This is a genomic window from Gabonibacter massiliensis, from assembly GCA_001487125.1.
Taxonomy (GTDB): domain Bacteria; phylum Bacteroidota; class Bacteroidia; order Bacteroidales; family Marinifilaceae; genus Gabonibacter; species Gabonibacter massiliensis.
Genome location: LN913013.1, coordinates 439,017 through 459,573, shown reverse-complemented (window position 1 = coordinate 459,573; position 20,557 = coordinate 439,017). Strand labels below are relative to the sequence as shown.

Below are 20,557 nucleotides of genomic sequence, written 5' to 3'. Positions count from 1 at the left end.
TTATCGTTCTTTATTTTTAGCCAGTACCTCCTGAAAGAGTGTCATCAGTTCCTTGTTGGGTTCCTGTCCCTTCCGGCTTTTAAAATACTCGGCAAACAATGCGTTCACGTCCGAACGCAATTCATGAATCGAAACGGCACGGGCTGCCGTTAGCGACTCGTTCTTCACTTCCGGAATCAACCATACGATCCGGTCGTGAGCGGCGTATATGGCTCTTGTCTCCGCCGCCGTCAGGTAAGTATCCGTTACCACGGTCAACTCGACCCATACATCGGGATTTTCATTCAACCACCGGATAGCTTCTCCGGCTCCATAAAATCTTTTCCTGACCAGCGGACAACCGCTTTTTAAAACCCTTCTTTCGACCGATGGAGCCTTTCCGGGTTCTACCTCCACCAACACAACATACTTCTGTTGTTCCGCCTCGCTAAAACTGTAACTTAACGGGCTACCGCTATAAACTACCGGACAGGGAACCGTATCGATCATCCGATACCGGTGCAGATGGCCCAATCCCGCGTATTGTACGGCAGCCGGAATCATGGAGGAATATACCGCATCGGCACCTCCCACCTGAATAGGACGTTCATCTTCGGGCTCTTCAGGAACCTCGCCTCCTTCCCTCATTACAAAAAGATGGGCGATCAGTAGATTTACACCCGAATCGTCACAATAGCATTTGGCTGTTTCCTGCCAGTGTTCGGCCAACTCTTCCCGCAAACGGGCAGGTCGATCCTCTGTTCCTAAAAACTTCTTCAGTCGTTGCTCATTCGTGTATGGAGTATGTATAATCCGCAACGAATAATCGTATCCCGGAAGACGGAAAGCAGCGTATCCCCGGTCAGCCTCTATCAGGCTTACCTCTCCTTCGATAACGGAGGTCCTTAACTCCGTCATGGGATTACCCACGAAAAATATACCGCACTCTTTAGCCAGCACGTCGGGAGAGTCAATCCGGTCCGGCGAATCGTGATTTCCGGCAATGGCCACCACCAAACGACGTCCCCTGTCTGCCAACCGATAGAGGGTACGGTATAACAATTCGATGGCTTCCACCGGAGGATTGTAAGTATCGAAAAGATCTCCGGCCACCACGACGGCATCCACCCGCTCCTCCCCGGCAATACGTACAATCTCGTCCATTACCTCTATCTGCTCGGCCATCCGTTCCCGTTCGTTCAAACGTTTTCCCAAATGCCAATCCGAAGTATGCAAAATCTTCATACTTTATCTGTTTTATTCGTTATTTCGCACCCGTTACACACTTTTAAAACAGTTCTGCAATCCACCGGTCAGAAGATCCGATCCCAAAACCATATAACCTCTCAATCACCCAATCTTTTAATCACCCAATCTTTTAATCACTTAATCTTTTAATCACTTAATCCCTAAATCGATCAATCCTTTACAAATCCTTTCAACATCTCTATCTCTTCCGGCCATAACGATTCGTCGGGAGTCTCCAAGATAAGCGGAATATCGTCGAAACGAGGATCCTGCATAATCATCTTAAATGTCTCTATCCCCAACCCGCCTTTACCGATACTTTCATGGCGGTCCACCCGTGAGCCCAATCCTTTTTTAGCATCGTTCAAGTGCATTCCCATCAGGTATTTAAAACCGATCACCCGGTCGAAATGCTCGAAAGTTTCCGTGAAACCGGAGGATGTCGACAAATCGTATCCCGCAGCAAAAGCATGACAGGTATCGATACATACCCCCACCCGGCTTTTATCTTCCACCCGGTCGATAATGTAAGCGATTTGCTCGAACCGGTAACCCAAATTAGAGCCTTGTCCGGCCGTGTTCTCGATAACGGCACTTACCCCTTCGGTCTTGCTCAACGCCCAATTGATGGATTCAGCAATCCGTTGCAGGCACTCCTCGTCGGTGATCTCTTTTAAGGAACTTCCCGGATGAAAATTCAACCGATCCAGTCCCAACTGCTCACAACGCTGCATCTCGTCCAAAAACGCCTCTCTCGATTTCTCCAAAGCACCCGCTTCGGGGTGCCCTAAGTTAATCAGATAGCTATCGTGCGGCAATATCTGCTTAGGCATATATCCCCATTGTTCGCAACGCTCCTTAAAAAGGACTATGTTTTCAGCCGAAAGCGGTGCTGCCTTCCATTGCCGCTGATTTTTCGTAAAGAGGGCAAAAGCCGTGGCCCCGATCTCATGAGCATTTAACGGAGCATTCTCTACTCCTCCCGATGCGCTCACGTGCGCTCCTATATATTTTTTCATTCTTTCAAGTTTTTAATCTCTTCATGCTAACTCCGTAATAACCTTTCAAACGATATAAATTGCAAGAAGTTATACTCGTATACAAAGATAGGGAGGTAATTTGAAAATTCAATAAAAAGTTCCGGATAGTTTAATTACCCGGAACTCCCACACCAGCGTGTTTTGTCTATTTCTTTTTTTCTTTTGTTTTATGCATGACCACATTAATTTCCGTTTGATTCCCAACCGTAATTTCCTGTGTTTTCATTCCTTTTTTCGAAAAGACCAATACTCCGCTTGCCGAAGTATATTATGACATATTTCCCAAAACAATTTTAAAACAAAAATTATTAAAATAAATTATTTATCACCCATAAATTTCCATTTCACCGCATCGGCATAGATCACCTGTTCTTCCTCCACTCCTTTATCGCTTAACACGATTTGATTCTCTCCGGCAGAAAGGTCAAATTCACCCAAAGAAAGCCATCCCTTGCCCTCTTCCGTCTTCACCGAGACCTGCCTTATTCCATCACGATCTGTCAGCTCGTAATTCTGTACGGGCTCCCCATCCATTCTCACTTGATACGCTCCAATGTAAACAAACAGTTCGTACACCCCGCTCTTTGGCAAGTCTGTTTTCCAAATCGCCTTGGCTTTTCCTTCTCCTGCCTTTTTATATACCAGACTCCGAACTACATTTCCGTAAATTCCGGAACTTCCCGCACAATAAGTCCAGCGAGTCGGTAAAAGCTGTCCCATATCGCGTAAGGCGATATAATCAAACTGGTATTTTTTCTCCTTCCGACTCTCCTTTTCAAACAGACGCTGCCGTTTGTCCGCTTCCACCAATTGGAAACCGGGATCTTCATTATCCACGATAAATTCATCCGGGGCCGGAGCAAAAACACTATCGTCTATATCAAAAATACCATCCGCCGTATCCCGGACCTCATCCGGTTCCTTATAAAGGACTTCCGTATACCCGTGAGGTATATTGGAGGAGAGATTTAAATTCAATTCATAATTCAACTGTTTTGTCTTTACAAGCTTTTTAATCTCTTTACTCTCCCCTGCCGGAATAAAGTAACAATATGTCATCTTGTCAAAATCGGCAAGAGATAAAGACAAATTTACAATACCATCCACTTTACCGGTATTTTTTATTTTAAAACGTACCCTGTACATATCCTCCTCTTCATCGGTAATCACCTTATCCACCCCGATATCTTTTATCAGATAAGCGGGGATTTCTCGTCCACGAAACCAGTCCGGTAATATTTTTTCCAAGTCCACTCCCTTTTCCGATTTCAATTTTCGCATAAACTCGTTAAAGTCCATTTCCTGAAAAGGATAGAGAGATTTAAACTCTTCAACAAAGAGATAAAACTCTTTTTCTGGTATGCTAAGAGAAACATAGTCTTTAATATAATTCATTTTTAGCATAAGAATCGCTTCAAAAACAGGATCCGGAATAAAAGTATCTCGTAAGGCATCCTCCAAGCTACGAGTGGATAAATATCGATCAGCTTTCAGCATCTCATCACTTCCGTTAAAATCTGCTCTCCCGGCCCTTTTCCGTTCCAAGAGGGTAAACATAACCTTATCCATAATCGGATAATCGTTCGAAAAAAAATAACCGGAATAATTAAAAAACAACGGCGATACATATTGCCCGTTAGGTTCCAATCGCGGAACCCGAAAACCTTCGGCAAAAGCGGGAATAAAAACATTATTTATTCCCATGGACACCTTTTGAGACGTAAGATAATATATAAAAAAAGCTAAAAATTCCTCCTCGAAAGAACGATTACTCACTATACCCATAGTTAACTGTCTTTGGTAATTCTCTTCAAAACTCCGAAACGAATTCTTCACGTTCATCCATCTTACAGGATACCATCTCTCCGGAAATAAGACAAGCTCTGGCTGTACACATTCACCGACGGATTTCCATGACCTGGAATTTACCGCAAAAGATACCGGGGTCTCTAACATCACAAGCTTTCGAAACGGGTAGTCTTTCAATTTCAATCTACCCATGGATCTTTTTAACACGTTTTGGAACTCTTCCGTCGTCATGTTTTTAAACAAAGGCGACAGTTGGTCGTGTCCTTTAAAACTGTATAATTCAAACATGACGGAATCCACCCTGACGGAACGGCTCTCGAAATTTCCCATGCACAATGTCACCCCCTGTAAACGTTGCCAATTATAAAATCGTACCGAATCTCCCTCACGTATTCTTTCTCCCTGTGATACCACACTCCGTCGGCTCGGATCAAAAACCCGAAGTCGAAAATCCGTGAAATCTTTTCCCGTTGCATGAAGGAAAGAGAGATTCACCGGGGATACCGCCACCGGATACCAAAGACATTCCGGAGTTAACAACGTGTATTTATCCCCCACAAAGGCATAACGTTTTCCGAAGCGCATCGGACAATTATACCATTGCATATGCCAATAATCTGCCGAGGGAACCTCGAGATAACACACCCGTTCATCGATCTTCCCCTTGTAAGTCAGGCTAAAAGTACAGGTATCCCCACCTTTTAACGGTCGCTTTACCACAACGATTTGATTCTCCCGATCATACTCCACCGACTGTCCGGAAGACTCGTTAAAAGAAATAATTTGTAAACCGGGATTCAAATACAGAACCCATTGTTCCACGGGCGATTTATCCCGGTTAATAATTTCCAACCGACTCTTTCCCAAAATTTGATTTCCCTTTTGTTCTACCTCCAGATCATGACGATTGACCCGAATAAAGGGAGAGGGAGTATGTTGTAAAGCGAATTTCAAATAAATTTTACGGGTAGTCTCATCCTGCCAGTAACGAACCGAATGGAAAATACCCGTACCCGAACCCAGCATCACAAGAACCGCACCCATCAAATACCCGTACCGAATCTCCTTCCTTCCGTTCGGCAAACGACACTCTCCTCCTATCGACCATAACAACAAGCCTACGCCAAGTGTCAAATAAATGAAACGATATGAGATATAAGCTATTATCCCCATGCAGTCTGTCACGTCCGAGAATACATTGGGTATATCTGTCGATGTGAAGTCCCAAATACCATGTCCTAAATCGGTTAAATAATATAGCGTTCCCAAGAAAAAAGTAAATAAAACGACAAGACCAAGACCCGCATTCCGAATCCACCCCGTCACAAAAATCGATAATCCTGTCATAAAAATCAATGCCGGAAAAGAGAGTGTCGACCAATAGAAAGGATAATCCCAGAAACAAAAGGGAGACTCACTCGCGAACAGGTTTATTCCCATGGCCAACAGTAAAGAGAATAATTGAAATATAGAAAGCAACACAATAATTCCCAATCCTTTACCCCACAAGTATTCCGTATTACCGACTGACCTTACCCGCACGGATTCCAACGTGTCCCTGCTCTTCTCCCTTCGACGCCATTCTACAACGGCCAAAATCACCAGTATCGATTGAAGTAGAGTGAAAAGATAGGTATTCACGTAAGGTATTGCGCCCGGTAGGGCAATCATAAACCGATTGACGTCCTGATCTCCTTGAAGCAAGTATTGTTCCCCGATAATGGCAATTATTCCCCATACCAGTAAAATTCGAACTATCCAATTACGTCCTAATAATCGTCTTTCGTAACGAGCTACAGTAATAACTCTTTTTAGTTGCATAATTTTCCTTTTTATATAGACACCACCAAATCAATCAAAGGATGAATGTGAATTGTAGTAAATATAAAAAATATTTTTATTCCGGTTATACTTTACGAAAAAAACAAGCGATAACGTTTTAAACGTAATGGAAAATAGACTCGATATTTTTACGTCCGCAATTTTTCTGCCTTAAACCTTAAATTAAATACTCAAATCATTATCTTTGCAGCCGCAAAAAATAGTCGTATATATTCACACGGAAATACATGGGTTTTACTGAAGAGATATTAAGAAGACGTACTTTTGGCATTGTCAGCCACCCGGATGCGGGTAAAACGACCTTAACGGAAAAATTACTCCTTTTCGGGGGAGCCATTCATATTGCCGGAGCGGTTAAATCGAACAAGATTAAAAAAACGGCTACCTCGGACTTTATGGAAATCGAAAGACAAAGAGGTATTTCAGTGGCCACCTCCGTGATGGGGTTCGAATACAAAGACGTCAAAATTAATATCTTGGATACCCCCGGTCACCAGGACTTCGCCGAAGACACTTTCCGGGTATTGACGGCCTGCGACAGCGTGATTATCGTGATCGACGCCGCCAAGGGTGTGGAAACCCAAACCCGCAAACTGATGCAGGTATGCCGGATGCGCAAAACTCCCGTTATTGTTTTTATCAATAAACTGGACCGGCCGGCAAACGATCCTTTCGATATACTGGACGACATCGAAAAGGAGTTGCAAATCAAGGTAAATCCTTTAAGTTGGCCTATCGGCAGCGGTGATACCTTTAAAGGTATTTACAACCTCCACAAACAGAATTTATGCCTCTATTCGGCCAGCGTACAAACCATACAGGACGGTATCGAACTGAACGATATCGATAGCCCGGAACTGGACGAGTACATCGGAGAACGGAGTGCCCAACAATTGCGGGACGATTTAGAGTTGGTTCGGGAAGTATATCCGGGCATAAACCGCAAGGAGTACTTGGATGCCACGGTGGCTCCCGTCTTTTTCGGTTCGGCTTTAAATAATTTCGGTATCCGGGAGATGCTGGATTGTTTTATCGAAATAGCCCCCTCGCCGCTTCCCCGGGAGACGGAAGAACGAATAGTCCGCCCGGAAGAGGATAAATTTACCGGATTTATCTTTAAGATCCACGCCAACATGGACCCAAACCACCGGGACCGCATTGCATTCGTGAAGGTATGCTCCGGCATATTCAAGCGGAACACCAATTACCTGCACGTGGGATTGGGAAAAAATTTAAAATTCTCTACCCCTACCGCTTTTATGGCTTCTAAAAAATCCATCATCGACGAAGCCTATCCCGGTGATATCGTCGGCTTGCATGACACGGGTAATTTTAAGATCGGAGACACCCTGACGGAAGGAGAAAAACTGCATTTCAAAGGAATTCCCAGCTTCTCGCCCGAACTCTTCAAATACATCGAGAATGCCGATCCGATGAAATCCAAACAGTTAGCCAAAGGAATCGATCAATTAATGGACGAAGGTGTCGCCCAATTATTTGTCAACCAATTTAATAACCGAAAAATCATCGGGACGGTGGGAGCCTTACAATTCGAGGTAATAGAATACCGCTTACTCCACGAGTACGGTGCCGCCTGTCGCTGGGAAAACATCAACCTTTACAAAGCGTGCTGGATCGAAGCGTTAGATTACAAAGAGTTAGAAGACTTTAAGCTCCATAAAGCCCAGTATTTGGCTAAAGACAAGTGGGGACGGGACGTATTCTTAGCCGAATCGCAATACATGCTTCAAATGGCACAGAATAATTATAAAAAGTTGCTCTTCCACTTTACCTCGGAGTTTTAATCCGAGGTAAAAATTCTTTATAACCTCGTCAAAAGAGTCAGGAAATTTTCAAAGAAGAAAACGTGTTCGATTTTTCCGGCATAAACGAGCATACGGACGATATACGCAATTAATACGAACTTCTCATTCATCCCCAAGCAAGCCGAAAACCATTGGAAAAGATTTACAGCACGGATCAAATACCACACTGTAAAGAAGAAAAATAACCGGAATAGAAACAAAGGGTCCGTCTTCATTCGATAAAAGCAGAGATCAACCGTCAAAAATCCTCAAAAACATGGTATGGGCCAGATAATTCAGTAACTTTGTATGTCAAATACAAATAAAGTTATGGAAATAAAGATAGGATTCTCTTTTACTCAGGAGATTATCGTGAGACATGAAGATACCGCAGCCGTGTACGGATCGGGTAAATTAGAGGTGTTCGCAACCCCTGCCATGGTCGGTTTAATGGAAAATACCGCTATCAAATGTTTAGAAGGCATGTTGGAAGCCGAAAACGACACGGTCGGTATAGAAATCAACGTGAAGCACGTGAAAGCCACTCCCGTCGGTAAAAAAGTAGGATGTAAGGCAACCATTACGGAAACAGAAGGACGTCGCATTCGCTTTGAAATCGAGGCATGGGATGAAACCGCAACAATCGGTACGGCTGTTCATGATCGTTTTATCATCAATCCCGTGAAATTTTTGAGTAAACTCGGTTAACATCAATCGCACAGATCCATGTTCAAGTTAACGTCACAGTATACGCCGACCGGAGACCAACCGGAGGCCATAGAGCAACTCGTGAAAGGCATCGAGGGGGGTGATCCGTGTCAGGTCTTACTCGGGGTAACCGGATCGGGAAAAACATTTACCGTTGCCAATGTAATCCAAAAAATACAACGCCCGACCCTGATTCTAAGCCATAATAAGACGTTAGCGGCCCAGTTATACGGGGAATTCAAGGCATTTTTTCCGGAAAATGCCGTAGAATATTTCGTTTCCTACTACGATTACTATCAACCGGAGGCCTATTTACCCGTTACCAACACGTATATCGAGAAAGATCTTGCTATCAACGATGAAATAGATAAGCTCCGTCTACGGGCTACCGCTTCCCTGCTATCCGGACGTCGAGATGTCATTGTCGTATCTTCCGTCTCCTGTTTGTATGGAATGGCAGATCCGACCGCTTTCGGGGCCAACACGATCAGGTTGCGAACCGGGATGAAGATTGCAAGGAACCAACTACTTCGCAGGTTGGTGGATGCTCTATATGCCAATAACGAATTGGAATTCAAAAGAGGCTCATTCCGTGCCAAAGGGGAAACGGTAGACATATTCCCTTCGATTGAAACTTTCGACGGCATAGCTTACCGACTCGAATTTTGGGGGGATGAGATCGACCGGATCTCCTCTTTCAGTCCCCAAACCGGAAAAATAATAGATACTTTAGAAACCTTAAACATCTATCCCGCCAATCTTTTCGTGACGGACAAGGCCACCGTTGCCAAAGCCATACACGATATAGAGCAAGATTTGATCGTACAGGTCGATTTTCTAAAATCCATCGGAAAACATTTTGAAGCCAAACGATTGGAAGAACGGGTAAAATACGATGTGGAGATGATACGCGAGTTAGGGTATTGTGCCGGAATAGAAAATTATTCCCGTTATTTCGACGGAAGAGCCGCAGGCATACGTCCGTTTTGCCTGCTGGATTACTTTCCCCGGGATTTTTTACTCGTGGTCGACGAATCCCATGTTACTCTTCCCCAGGTGAGGGCCATGTACGGTGGAGATCACTCCCGCAAGCAGACTCTGGTGGAATACGGATTCCGTCTCCCGGCCGCCTTCGACAACCGGCCGCTCACGTTCGAAGAGTTCGAGGCCAACACGGGACAAACCATATACGTCAGTGCCACACCCGCCGATTACGAACTGGAAAAATGCAACGGGGTCGTCGTGGAGCAAATCATCCGCCCGACGGGCATCCTGGATCCGGAAATAGAGGTTGTACCCAGTAAGAACCAAATAGACCATCTCATAAACGAAATACAGAAACGAATAGAGCTTAACGAGAAGGTATTGGTCACGACCCTCACCAAACGCATGGCGGAGGAGTTGAGCAAATACCTCGACCGTATCAGCATCAAATGTCAATACATTCATTCGGACGTAGATACGCTCGAACGGGTACAAATCATCGAAAACCTTCGGAAAGGAGTCATCGATGTCATCGTCGGCGTAAACCTGTTACGGGAAGGACTGGATATGCCGGAAGTCTCTTTAGTCGCCATTTTGGATGCCGATAAAGAGGGTTTCCTGCGGTCTACCCGTTCGCTGATCCAGACTTCAGGCAGGGCTGCCCGTAATCTGAACGGAAAGGTCATCATGTATGCCGATACCGTTACCCGCTCCATGCAAGAGACCATCGACGAAACAAGATACCGCCGGGAGAAGCAAATGGAATACAATCGCCAGCACGGTATTACGCCGACTCAAGTTCATAAAACCACCGAATCGGTCTTAAAAGAGACTTCTCGCGCCTATGTCGAAGAAGAGCACGTAAATACGGCTGCCGACCCAGTCGTCGCCTACATGAGCAAACCGGAAATAGAAAAAATGCTACAAAAAACCAAAGCCGCCATGCAAAAAGCGGCTAAAGAAACAGATTTTTTGGAAGCCGCTCGTCTACGGGACGAAATGTTTAAATTGGAGGAACATCTAAGGAAATTAACGAATTAACCATTAAGGGATTCTAAGATTGAGGGGTTGAAAGATTGAGGGGTTGGCGATTTAAAGAGAGTAAGATCAGCACTCAATCGTAAATCAAAATATTCACCAACCTCTAAATATGGGACGAAATTATCCCTATTCTCTCGAAGAGTCTTCGCTTTTCAAGCTCATATGCAGAATAGGGAACGGTTTTCCAAAAGCATCCGTTGCATCCCTCCCGGTTACTTCAAAGCCCATCCGCTCGTAAAAACAGAGCGCATTTTCATTCTGTTCGTTTACGTCAACCTTAGAAATTCCTCTGCATTGCACGGCATAATGCAATAAACGTCGCCCCAATCCCGTTCTTTGTACTCCGGGATGGACAAACAACATTTCAAGCATATCTTCCCGAATTCCCATAAAAGCCAGAATTCGCCCCTCATTCCCCCGAATGACAAAAAGCGATACGGCATCAAGATATTGATTCCGCACCAAAGGCTTAAAAAAACGAATATCCTCCTCCGCAAGAAAATCATGAGTAGCCCGAACCGAGGCTTCCCAGAGGTCGGTCAATTCATCGTAATCACAAACTGAAGGTCGTACAATCTCACTCATTTTCAATTATTTATTTAAGACAAAAGATGGCGGACGAAACAAGTCTCCACCTCTTTCTTTGTATTAGTCGAATTATAAAGAGGTATACCTATCAACCGATAACTTTTATTCCCTTGCTGCATCAAAGATCGATCTATATAATTTTGATCCTCTGTCGTTATGGCTTGCAAAAAATCATTCTTCCATTGATCCGTTTCCAAGTGATCGCTCCCTTTGGGTTCCACAAATACCTGAAAATAGTCATCTCCCTTTCTCAGGAACAACAGAAAATCAGGCATAAACCCTCGTCCCTCGCGATCATATATTTTATATATCTCTTCGTTACGCAACAGGTATACCTCATCGTAACGACTTTTCAAATTACCGATGTATCCTTTTATGAATTCCAAAAGATCACGTTCTTCATCCGTCCCCACAAACGCATCCAACACATACCAATCGTTCGCAACCATACTCTTTTCGTACTCTTTATCATAATTCGCCTCAACCAGCTTTTCTTTAGATTTTTCAAATACATCCGCCAAAGCAACCGATTTAAAGCAGGTGGCGGTATAAGGTCGCGAATACTTTTTTATCTCCTGTTCCAGCTGTTCGAAGAAACGGATTGCAATCTTCAGATAGTCGTTATGGGTCAATGCCCGATTCGTTGTTACGGAGAGAGGAAGTCCCGCCAATAGGCCGCTATCATACAGTTCATCGATAGATTCGACCTTCAATTCCTTAGACAAATTTCCTATCCGATAGACAGAATCCACCTGCTTAGACAATCGATTGATCGCCTTCATAACGATATGACGTTCCATATCCCTAATCGTTATCAGTAGCGTCTTGGATTCAGCATGATCGACATATTTATCCTCATCGTCCCGGTTATCATCAAAAAGAATTTTAGCCTCTTTTTGTTCTTCTATAATTGTACAGGCAAAATACCACTCCTTTTCGATCTGATCCAGACTTTTCTTCTGCCTGAAAGGATTGACGATCCGTTCGTTCTTAAACAGCTTCGCCTTCCGGTAAAATTCGCAGGCACGGAACGCTTCTTTCAGTCCAAATACCTTACGTATCTTCCTGTCCTCTATCAAATTTTTCCGTTTCAACTCCTGAATCAGGTCCCCTATATAGCGCTCATCGTTATCGCTATGAAAATAAAATTCCTCCAGTACCCTCAATTCATGGGTCAGATCATCGTCAAATTTCCGTCTTCCTCTCTCCTTATCTCCATAAGAAAACGGATAATACCTTATTCCTCTGCCTATCAACTGTACCTCCTGGGTCGTCGCCCGGCTGGTTGCCGATTTCTTTACATTGCTGCCCCCCGTATTCTGTCCTTCATACAATCGTACGATATCATACAGGTTTAGAACATCCCATCCCTCCGTCAATCTTTGCACGGAAAATACAGCCCGGATGATATTATTTCTATCTTCCAGATTGTTCAATAAACGATCCTGGCTTTCCGTCGTTTTCTCTTCTCCTTTCCCTTTCCCCTTAGCCGTTCTATCGGAAGAATTGGTTATAATGCAATTTTGAACCTTAAAATGGGTCTGCAAAAATTCGATGATACTTTGAACTTCAATACGGTTGTCCGCAATATAACGCCTGATATCCATAATCCGACTTTGACCTCTTCGGTAAACCTCCTTCATCCTATCCAGCTCCTCTTCCTTAACCGTCCCGATAAAATCGAAATCGGAAATACTCAAATTATCTATCAACTCCCTAAAAAAGGCAAAATCCGCCTGGGAAGCTTCAATAGTTTTACTCCGGAAAAGGATAACCGACTTAAAATCATATAAATGGAACTTAATAGCAATTTCCTGTCTATACCAGTTAAACAATAATGCTTGCAATATTCGCAACCGTTTATCGAAAGAAGAGCTGACTAAATGAATCTCTTTCGTGTATCCGGCCCGAAGGAAATCTTCAATCTGAAATTTATAAACCGTCTTATCCGCATACTTTTGCAACACGCTCCTTACCTCCGGGATAGTAGCCGTAAATTCCAAAAGTATATTTTTGTTCGGCCTGTCACCCCTATAACCGTATTTATTCAACAGCAACTGTATGGCCGTATTTTCCCATCCCCTTTCGATATCTTCCTCTTTCGCGTTTGTTTCCGATATGCTCGTGTTAAAATCCGGACCATACAATACTCCCGTTTCGTTTTTCGTGTTGGCATTCAGATGATGAGCTTCATCCGCTATCATGATGATATCCCGCTCCTGCAACTCCTGCAAGGTCGTGGTATTCTCTTTTATATTATAGACGTCGTTATGCAATTTTTGTATGCTGCAAAACTTTATCTCCAATACATCATCCCGATCCGAAAACACCTCCACCTTCTTTATATTCACGGTCTCCTGATCAATCGTGATGATCGGCTGAAACAGGTATTTGTTATGTCCGGGATTGGAGAGATTATCTTCCGTTTTGCCTACAATGTTGTTCTGATTAACAAAAAAGATCACCTTACGATACCCCTGCTTATAGTAATAGAGTAATAAAGCCGCCATCAACAAGGTCTTACCCGTACCGGTAGCCATATTAAACATCAGGTGGTTCCCTCTCTCCTTATTCCTCTCGTTCAGTAAAAAATTTTCCAAGGCCTCCCGTTGCCAGTAAAACAGGTCGAATTTCAGATTCCGGGTGATGTATTCAGGTATAACAATAGGGTTCTCGACATATTTCTTACTCTTTTCCAACTCTTCATACAAATAATCGATCTTCGCCGGATTCCCTAAACTCGTATGGGTCATATCTTATTTTTTATAAAATTCATTAGCGGCAAAAACATCCTCCTCCTTCACGGTATACCGGATATCCCCCAACTCCGCATAGTTGATATAAAGCTGATTCAAGTCGAGCATTTTACAGAAAATCTCTTTTTGCCTCCATAGAGGCAAAGCCATGAAAGTTTCTTCCCGGCTGACCTTTTCCCTAAACTCTCTTACCTTCAAGTTGTAATCCAAAAAATAGCGCTCGCACATCCGTTCAAAAAAAGCCAGCAACTCATCGTAATTTTTACATGTATTGATTTTCTCTATAGCTCTCTGGTTATTTCTGGCCAACTCGAAATAGACGTATTCCGTATTTTTCAGACGGGTCTTGATTTTCTCCTGCGTCTCTTCCAATTGTTCCACGGCAATATACCGTCGGTTGAGATAGTCGGCAACATAAGCTGTTGTAGCACTTCCGGCAAAGAAATCAAGAACGATATCCCCCTCGTTCGTGGTCATTTTAATCAACCGTTCCATTAACTTATAGGGTTTTTCCGTGATATATCCAGTCCTCTTCTCTCCGTCCACCCTTATTCGGGCCGCTACCGCCGCCTTCAGCCAATCGGCATCGGAATTCAATTTATATTCGGCAAATATCCGTTTCATCTCCTCCACGAAATCCTCCTCCGTGTGGAACAATTCCCACCAATCTTCCGGAATTTTTCCCTTCTCCGTGTACCCCTCACTCACGTCACTGTTCATCTCCCCGTTAAAACCTCCCACGTGCACTTCGGATTTCATCCTAACATCGTCCCCGTTAAAAATCCAGTTGCCGGTTTTACTATACCACAATATATTATCATGTTTCCGGTTCAATTGTTTCATCTTAGGTGAACCCGGTCCATTGTAACACCAGATAATTTCATTCCGGAAATTCTCTCTTCCGAATACCTCATCCATCAGGATTTTCATATAATGTACCTCATTCCAATCCAATTGAACCAAAATGCTCCCGTCATCAGCCAACAACTCCTTGGCGACCTCCAATCGATTACGCATAAAAGCAAGCCAGGTCGAATGGTTGAAATTGTCATTATAACCAAAACTATCGTTTCCCGTGTTGTACGGGGGATCGATATAAATCAACCTGACCTTCCCCAAAAAACGTTCCTTCAAACTGTACAGAGCCAACAGGTTATTTCCCTTTATGACCAGATTATCCTTAATCACTCCTCGTTCATCGTATTGAAATCCTGCAAATCGCTTCTCTCCGTTTCCGGTATTACGCCTTACGTTTTCAAAAGCCTTGGGTTCCAACAACCGATCTATCTCCTCACTACCTATGACCGCATTGAAAAACACCTCTTTCCTCCTCGCCTTTTTCTCCACGTAATCGGATGCATCGGCATTCGCTTCAAAATAAATGTCCACTCCCTCTTCCGTGCTTTGTCCTCCTTCGAGTACACAATCTTTAAACGGAAAGTACAAAACCACCTCTCCGTAATCTTTCAATAGTTTACCTCTTCCGGTAGCCAATCCGATTTTATTCTCAAATTTCGTATAACTGTGATCCAGCATATCCTGCTCCAGAAAAAAACCGAAATCTCTCTGCTTAAATACATAAACCGCACCGCATCGAATAAAAAAACGTTTCCGGCATATCTCATTCTCCAACAAAGAAGAGATCAACCACTCCTCTTGTTCATCTACCGCTCTCTTAAGCGCATTCATATCCACTTCACCGCTATCCGTCAAACACTTGTTTTTTGTTTTCAATATATCAAAAACCACATCCGTGCAACCGATCAATTTATTCATTCTATTCTACGTATTATCCTCTGTTATTATTAGGAAGTGTTCCCCATCCTTTCTCTAACCTCTCCATTATCAATCGCATTCGATTGATTCAGGTTCAATATCATTCCTTTACAAATATAAATTAAGATACGACGACATCGAAGAAAACAAGAGAAATAATTTCTTCCGCTTTTTTCCGGTTACAAAATTAAACTTCGTATTTTAAATTCAAAATGATAATACACATGTTATCCGGAGTTAAAGAGCCATTATACTTTTCATTAAAGGTTTATCGTGTAGTCTACTCCGATTTGTTCAACAAAATAAGGATCATGTGAGATCAGCAACACGGTTCCCCGAAAATCCTTTACGGTAGCGGTCAGAATTTCAACATTCTGCATATCGATATTATTGGTCGGTTCGTCCAAAATAAAAACATCCGGGGTATCGGAACTGATCATCAGACAGCAAAGAGCCAACTTCATCTTCTCTCCCCCGCTCAGCATTCTGCAACTTTTCTCCCACACCGGCATGGGAAACAAAAAACGATTCAAAATCGTTTTGATTTCATGTTCCTGTCGCACGGCGGTAAACCGTCGTACCTGCTCAAACACGGACAAATCATTTTTAATGATCGAATACTCCTGATCTAAATAAACGTATTTAAAATCCGCAAGGGTCAATGCCCCTCTGGAAGGATTCAACTCTCCGGTCATCAGCCGCAGTAAGGTTGTTTTTCCGGAACCGTTTTTTCCCCGGATAAGTACCCGATCGCCGCTCTTTATCAGGAAATCTAAATCCTTCTCCCACAAAGGGACAGACGAATAAACGAAATTAATACGCCGAGCCGTAATTAAAATTTTTCCCGTATGTAACGACGAGGTATTAAAATCTACCTTCATGGATTTTATATCCGGCAGGCAGGCCCGTACCCCGGTCAACTTCTCTGCAATACTCCTTTGCTTCTCCTCGTGAACACCCTTCATGGCCGAAGTACTCTTTTCCGCCTTATCTTTTAAAGTGTTCATCGCCATACGGCTTATCCCTTTTTTAGCACTTCTTTTTTCTCCCCGAACATCTGATTTCCGCTTTCGTTCGACAGTTTCCCGAGCGACCTTACGGGCCAGACGCAATTCTTTTTCCTTTTCGTCCAATTGGGCATAAAGCGCATGAATAAGAGACTCTTTCTGAGTTTTATAAAAATCATAATTCCCGTTGTAGTAAGTTATCCCCCTTTTATCCAATTCGTAAATCGATGACAACAGATTCAGCAATACCCTGTCATGGCTTATCACAACAATGGTCGCCTCAGCGTTTCGTATAAGCTCATACAACCGTTCACGGCACTCGCTATCCAAGTGATTGGTGGGCTCATCCAACAAAATTATCTCAGGCGAATGCAGATGAATACCCGCAAGCAACACCCGGGTCTTTTCTCCTCCGCTAAGACTTGCCAACGGCCGGAAGAGCGAAACATACTCCAAATCCCAAATTTCCAAAGCCGTCCGAGCCCTCTCTTCTATATCCCAATCCTCTCCGAGCACCGTAAAATGTTCTTCCGAAACATCGCCTCCCGTAATGGCCCGCAAGGCCGTCAGTTTTTTATCGATCCGCAAAGCCTCCGCTATCGTCAGATGATCGTATTGCCCGAAATGCTGCGGCACATGATACGTTGTTCCGGCACAAGTAATCTCGCCGGACACGGCCGAAAGCTCCCCGTTTATAACACGCATTAAAGTCGATTTTCCGGTTCCGTTATTCCCGACAAAAGCCACTTTTTGGCCTCGTTTTACAACAAAAGAAAGATCCTGAAAAAGCATCTCCTTGTCGGCATGTCGATAAGTAAGTCGTCGTACAACTATGCTCATTCTATATAAATTACTCAATTAATACTCAAATAGTTGAAATCACGGGGCACAAGTGATAGCAAGAATCAAATTCACGAATAGCAACTTTCTAAACGAAAAAACTGCCCGGTTCCTTATTGAAACCGTTTAACGGCATAGGTAAAACCCCGATTTTGAAAAGTAATGATTAGATCTTCATTCGAGTAATGATAGGTTCGAAACAAAAGTAATACATTTTATTCTATATTCAAAATGAATGGGAACATACGCTTTTTCAACTGTTTTTTCGTGGCAACGAAGAATATAAACAAACAAAATTAGAGGTAAACCGGGTCAAAATAATCGCGATCAACTACAATAGTTACAAATAATTAAAAATTAAGAAATATATTCCTTTTGTCAATTTAACATCATAACTTTAAAAAATCTTTAATATAAAAACTAATACCAATCAACAACCCTAAACCCGACTTATGACTTTTTACACAGATAACCAAACCTTAAACGATCTGAGTATATTCGGAAAAAACAAAAAAAGCAGCATATACGGTTTATTCAACAAAACCTGTACAAACGCGGGAGCCAGACTGCTGGAAAGCATGTTTAAACAACCGATATCCGATCTGGAGAAAATCCGAAAACGCTTAGCCGTAATACGCTATTTCCATGATAAAAAAAGCAGTTTCCCTTTTATGGGCAGCTTGATCAATAACGTGGAAAATTACCTGGGGGAACAAAGCGAAAAAAGCAGAATAGACCCGAATAGCACAAGCATACAAGGAAATTTAAAACGAAGATCCGGCATGGATTTGGATTACAAGAGAAATCAGGAAGGAATCATGCTGACAATCAGATTGATCAACTCCGTCCGTAACTTCGTATCGGAAGAAAGAGATTCGACAGAAGAAACTCCTTTGAAAACGATGATAGAGGAGATGAAAGAAATCGTCGACGACGAACGTTTGGCTTGGACTCTTAAGGAGAACGGGCAAAAGACATTCGATTATGAAAAAACAGCTGCTTGCGATACTATATTTCGTTTCAGGGCCCGGGATATACTGTCCCGTTTAATGACTCATCTTGCTATGCTCGATGCCTACATCGCTGTCGCTCAAACCGCCATCGCACGCAACTTTACCTTTCCGATTCCCCTACCGGAGCAAGAGCAGCTGATAGATATAAAAGGACTTTACCACCCTTTCGTGGAAAATGCCGTGACGAACGACCTGACCATTGACCCCTCCCAGCAGATCATCTTTTTAACCGGGGCTAATATGGCCGGAAAATCTACTTTTATGAAAGCCTTCGGCGTTATTCTATACCTGGCACATATGGGATTTCCGGTTCCCGCCCGGTCTATGGAATTTTCTCTCCGGGGAGGATTATATACCACCATCAATCTTCCCGACCAATTAAAAAGGGGTTACAGCCATTTTTACACGGAAGTTCAACGGGTAAAAAAAGTAGCAGAACTTTTAGACCTTCAACACGACTTGGTTATTATTTTCGATGAACTTTTCCGGGGAACGAACGTGAAAGACGCCTACGACGGGACTTATGCCGTAACGGAAGCATTTGCCAAGTACCAAAAAGCGATCTTCATGATATCCACTCATATTACGGAAGCCGGAGTCGCCCTAAAAGAACATTATGACAACATCTTGTTCACTTACTTCTCCACGTTAATGGAGGGAGAAAAACCCGTCTTTCCGCACACCTTGCAACCGGGTATAACGGAAGACCGTTTCGGAATGAGAATCATCAACAATGAACGGATCATCGAGATTATTCAAGGCAAGGTGAAGGTTCCTCCTTCTCCGAAAGAAGAAGGACGTTTTTTTGTCGATAAACAGACGATAAACGATTTAGAGTTATTCGGCAAGTTTAAAGACGAATCCGTTTTCAACACGTTTAACCGAACGGTAACTCAGGGAGGTAGCCAGACACTCGAACTTCTGTTTATGAATCCCATTACCGATGCAAAGGAGATCGAGAGGAGAAGGGAGATCATCCGTTATTTTCAACGTATCGACAAAAAACTCCCGGTAGGTAGTTTTATCATGAAGGAGGTCAATACCTATTTTAACGTCCCGATTCCCCGTTTCAAACTTCTCTCCTTTTACAGGATAATAAAATGGAGAATCTTAAAATTTTTCATGGACGATGCCCAATTCGATTTTGTCAAAGACGGTATTCTTTCCTCTATAAAAATGTTAGACTCTCTGAATAACTTCCTGCAAACGCTTGACGACAACACTCCCGTTTATCAGGAAGAGAGATCCGTATTCAAAAAGATTCTGGAAAGTAAAAACATACGTTGGTGGAAAAAGGAAAAGGACAAAAAACGTCTCTCCTATCTTAAAATGGCCCATTTGGATTATCGGTTACGACGAACCGTCTTTATGGAAATGAAAACATTGGAGCGTATGATTTACGAAATGGATGCTTACCTCTCCGTGGCAAACGTGGCAAACGAAAAACATTTCACCCACGCGCTTCTCCGCGAGAAAAAAGAGAATTTCGTTCGAATGGAAGGGCTTTACCATCCCCACGTAGAGTCTCCGGTAGCCAATTCCATTCAAATAGATACGGAACAAAACGTGTTCTTCCTGACCGGAGCCAATATGGCGGGAAAATCCACCTTTATGAAAGCCTTCGGCATCGCTATATACCTGGCTCATTTAGGCTTTCCCGTACCCGCACAGGAGATGGAGTTTAGCCTCCAGGAAGGCATGTACACCTCCATTAACTTATCCGATAACCTGCTGGTAGGATACAGCCATTTCTACTCGGAAGTCTTACGGGTAAAGACTGTCGCCGAAGAGTTGAACCGGGGAAAAAGGCTGGTACTGATAATGGACGAACTGTTTAAAGGAACCAACGTGAAAGACGCTTTCGACGCAACCGTTGCCGTATCCATGGGCTTCGCGGAAAGTCGGGACAGTCTTTTCCTCCTATCTACCCATATCATAGAAGCAGCTAACGATTTAAAGGAGCATTACCGGAATGTCCAATTTTTCTATTTTCCCACGAGAATCGAAGAATCCCGTCCGGTCTATCCTTATCTGTTAGAAAAGGGGATAACTTCCGATCGTCACGGTATGCGTATTATCAACAATGAAGAGATTATAGAAACCATCAACAACAGCCGTTAG

General features: G+C 43.3%; 11 protein-coding genes. 4 read left to right on the top strand and 7 right to left on the bottom strand.

The annotated features are described in order from the left end of the window. From BN3283_RS06225 to BN3283_RS06215, 3 genes are all read right to left on the bottom strand, one after another. Complete coding sequence (locus tag BN3283_RS06225; protein WP_041503755.1) at positions 1 to 1,224, bottom strand: metallophosphoesterase family protein; 1,224 nt, start codon at positions 1,222 to 1,224, stop codon at positions 1 to 3. Positions 1,225 to 1,397: 173 nt separating this feature from the next. Then, complete coding sequence (gene nfo / locus BN3283_RS06220; protein ID WP_041503756.1) at positions 1,398 to 2,246, bottom strand: deoxyribonuclease IV; 849 nt, start codon at positions 2,244 to 2,246, stop codon at positions 1,398 to 1,400. A 339-nt stretch (positions 2,247 to 2,585) separates the two neighbouring features. Beyond that, on the bottom strand, positions 2,586 to 5,897 hold the full coding sequence (locus tag BN3283_RS06215; RefSeq protein WP_059026101.1) for a golvesin C-terminal-like domain-containing protein: 3,312 nt from the start codon (positions 5,895 to 5,897) through the stop codon (positions 2,586 to 2,588). Positions 5,898 to 6,145: 248 nt separating this feature from the next. Here BN3283_RS06215 and BN3283_RS06210 point away from each other — a divergent pair, with 248 nt between their 5' ends. The 3 genes from BN3283_RS06210 to uvrB all read left to right on the top strand — a co-directional run bounded on the left by BN3283_RS06210 (position 6,146) and on the right by uvrB (position 10,456). Beyond that, complete coding sequence (locus BN3283_RS06210; RefSeq protein ID WP_041503758.1) at positions 6,146 to 7,723, top strand: peptide chain release factor 3; 1,578 nt, start codon at positions 6,146 to 6,148, stop codon at positions 7,721 to 7,723. A 330-nt stretch (positions 7,724 to 8,053) separates the two neighbouring features. After that, the gene (locus BN3283_RS06200; RefSeq protein ID WP_041504061.1) at positions 8,054 to 8,431 is read left to right on the top strand and encodes a thioesterase family protein; all 378 of its coding nucleotides are present in this window, start codon (positions 8,054 to 8,056) and stop codon (positions 8,429 to 8,431) included. Between the two features lie 18 nt (positions 8,432 to 8,449). Then, positions 8,450 to 10,456 (top strand): excinuclease ABC subunit UvrB, encoded by a 2,007-nt coding sequence (gene uvrB, locus BN3283_RS06195; RefSeq protein WP_059026099.1) that lies wholly within the window; start codon positions 8,450 to 8,452, stop codon positions 10,454 to 10,456. Between the two features lie 126 nt (positions 10,457 to 10,582). Here the strand turns inward: uvrB and BN3283_RS06190 are convergent, their stop codons facing one another. The 4 genes from BN3283_RS06190 to BN3283_RS06175 all read right to left on the bottom strand — a co-directional run bounded on the left by BN3283_RS06190 (position 10,583) and on the right by BN3283_RS06175 (position 17,423). Then, positions 10,583 to 11,041: a GNAT family N-acetyltransferase gene (locus BN3283_RS06190; protein WP_059026098.1), complete on the bottom strand. Its 459-nt coding sequence runs from the start codon at positions 11,039 to 11,041 to the stop codon at positions 10,583 to 10,585. A gap of 14 nt (positions 11,042 to 11,055) precedes the next feature. Then, positions 11,056 to 13,797 carry a DEAD/DEAH box helicase family protein gene (locus BN3283_RS06185; protein ID WP_059026097.1) on the bottom strand — a complete coding sequence of 914 codons (2,742 nt, stop codon included), beginning with the start codon at positions 13,795 to 13,797 and terminating at the stop codon, positions 11,056 to 11,058. 3 nt (positions 13,798 to 13,800) lie between these two features. Continuing rightward, positions 13,801 to 15,576, bottom strand: a complete 1,776-nt coding sequence (locus tag BN3283_RS06180; RefSeq protein ID WP_059026096.1) for a DNA methyltransferase — start codon at positions 15,574 to 15,576, stop codon at positions 13,801 to 13,803. A gap of 260 nt (positions 15,577 to 15,836) precedes the next feature. Continuing rightward, on the bottom strand, positions 15,837 to 17,423 hold the full coding sequence (locus BN3283_RS06175) for an ABC-F family ATP-binding cassette domain-containing protein (protein ID WP_059026095.1): 1,587 nt from the start codon (positions 17,421 to 17,423) through the stop codon (positions 15,837 to 15,839). 452 nt (positions 17,424 to 17,875) lie between these two features. Between BN3283_RS06175 and BN3283_RS06170 the strand changes: the two genes are divergently transcribed. Then, positions 17,876 to 20,557 (top strand): MutS-related protein, encoded by a 2,682-nt coding sequence (locus tag BN3283_RS06170; protein WP_059026094.1) that lies wholly within the window; start codon positions 17,876 to 17,878, stop codon positions 20,555 to 20,557.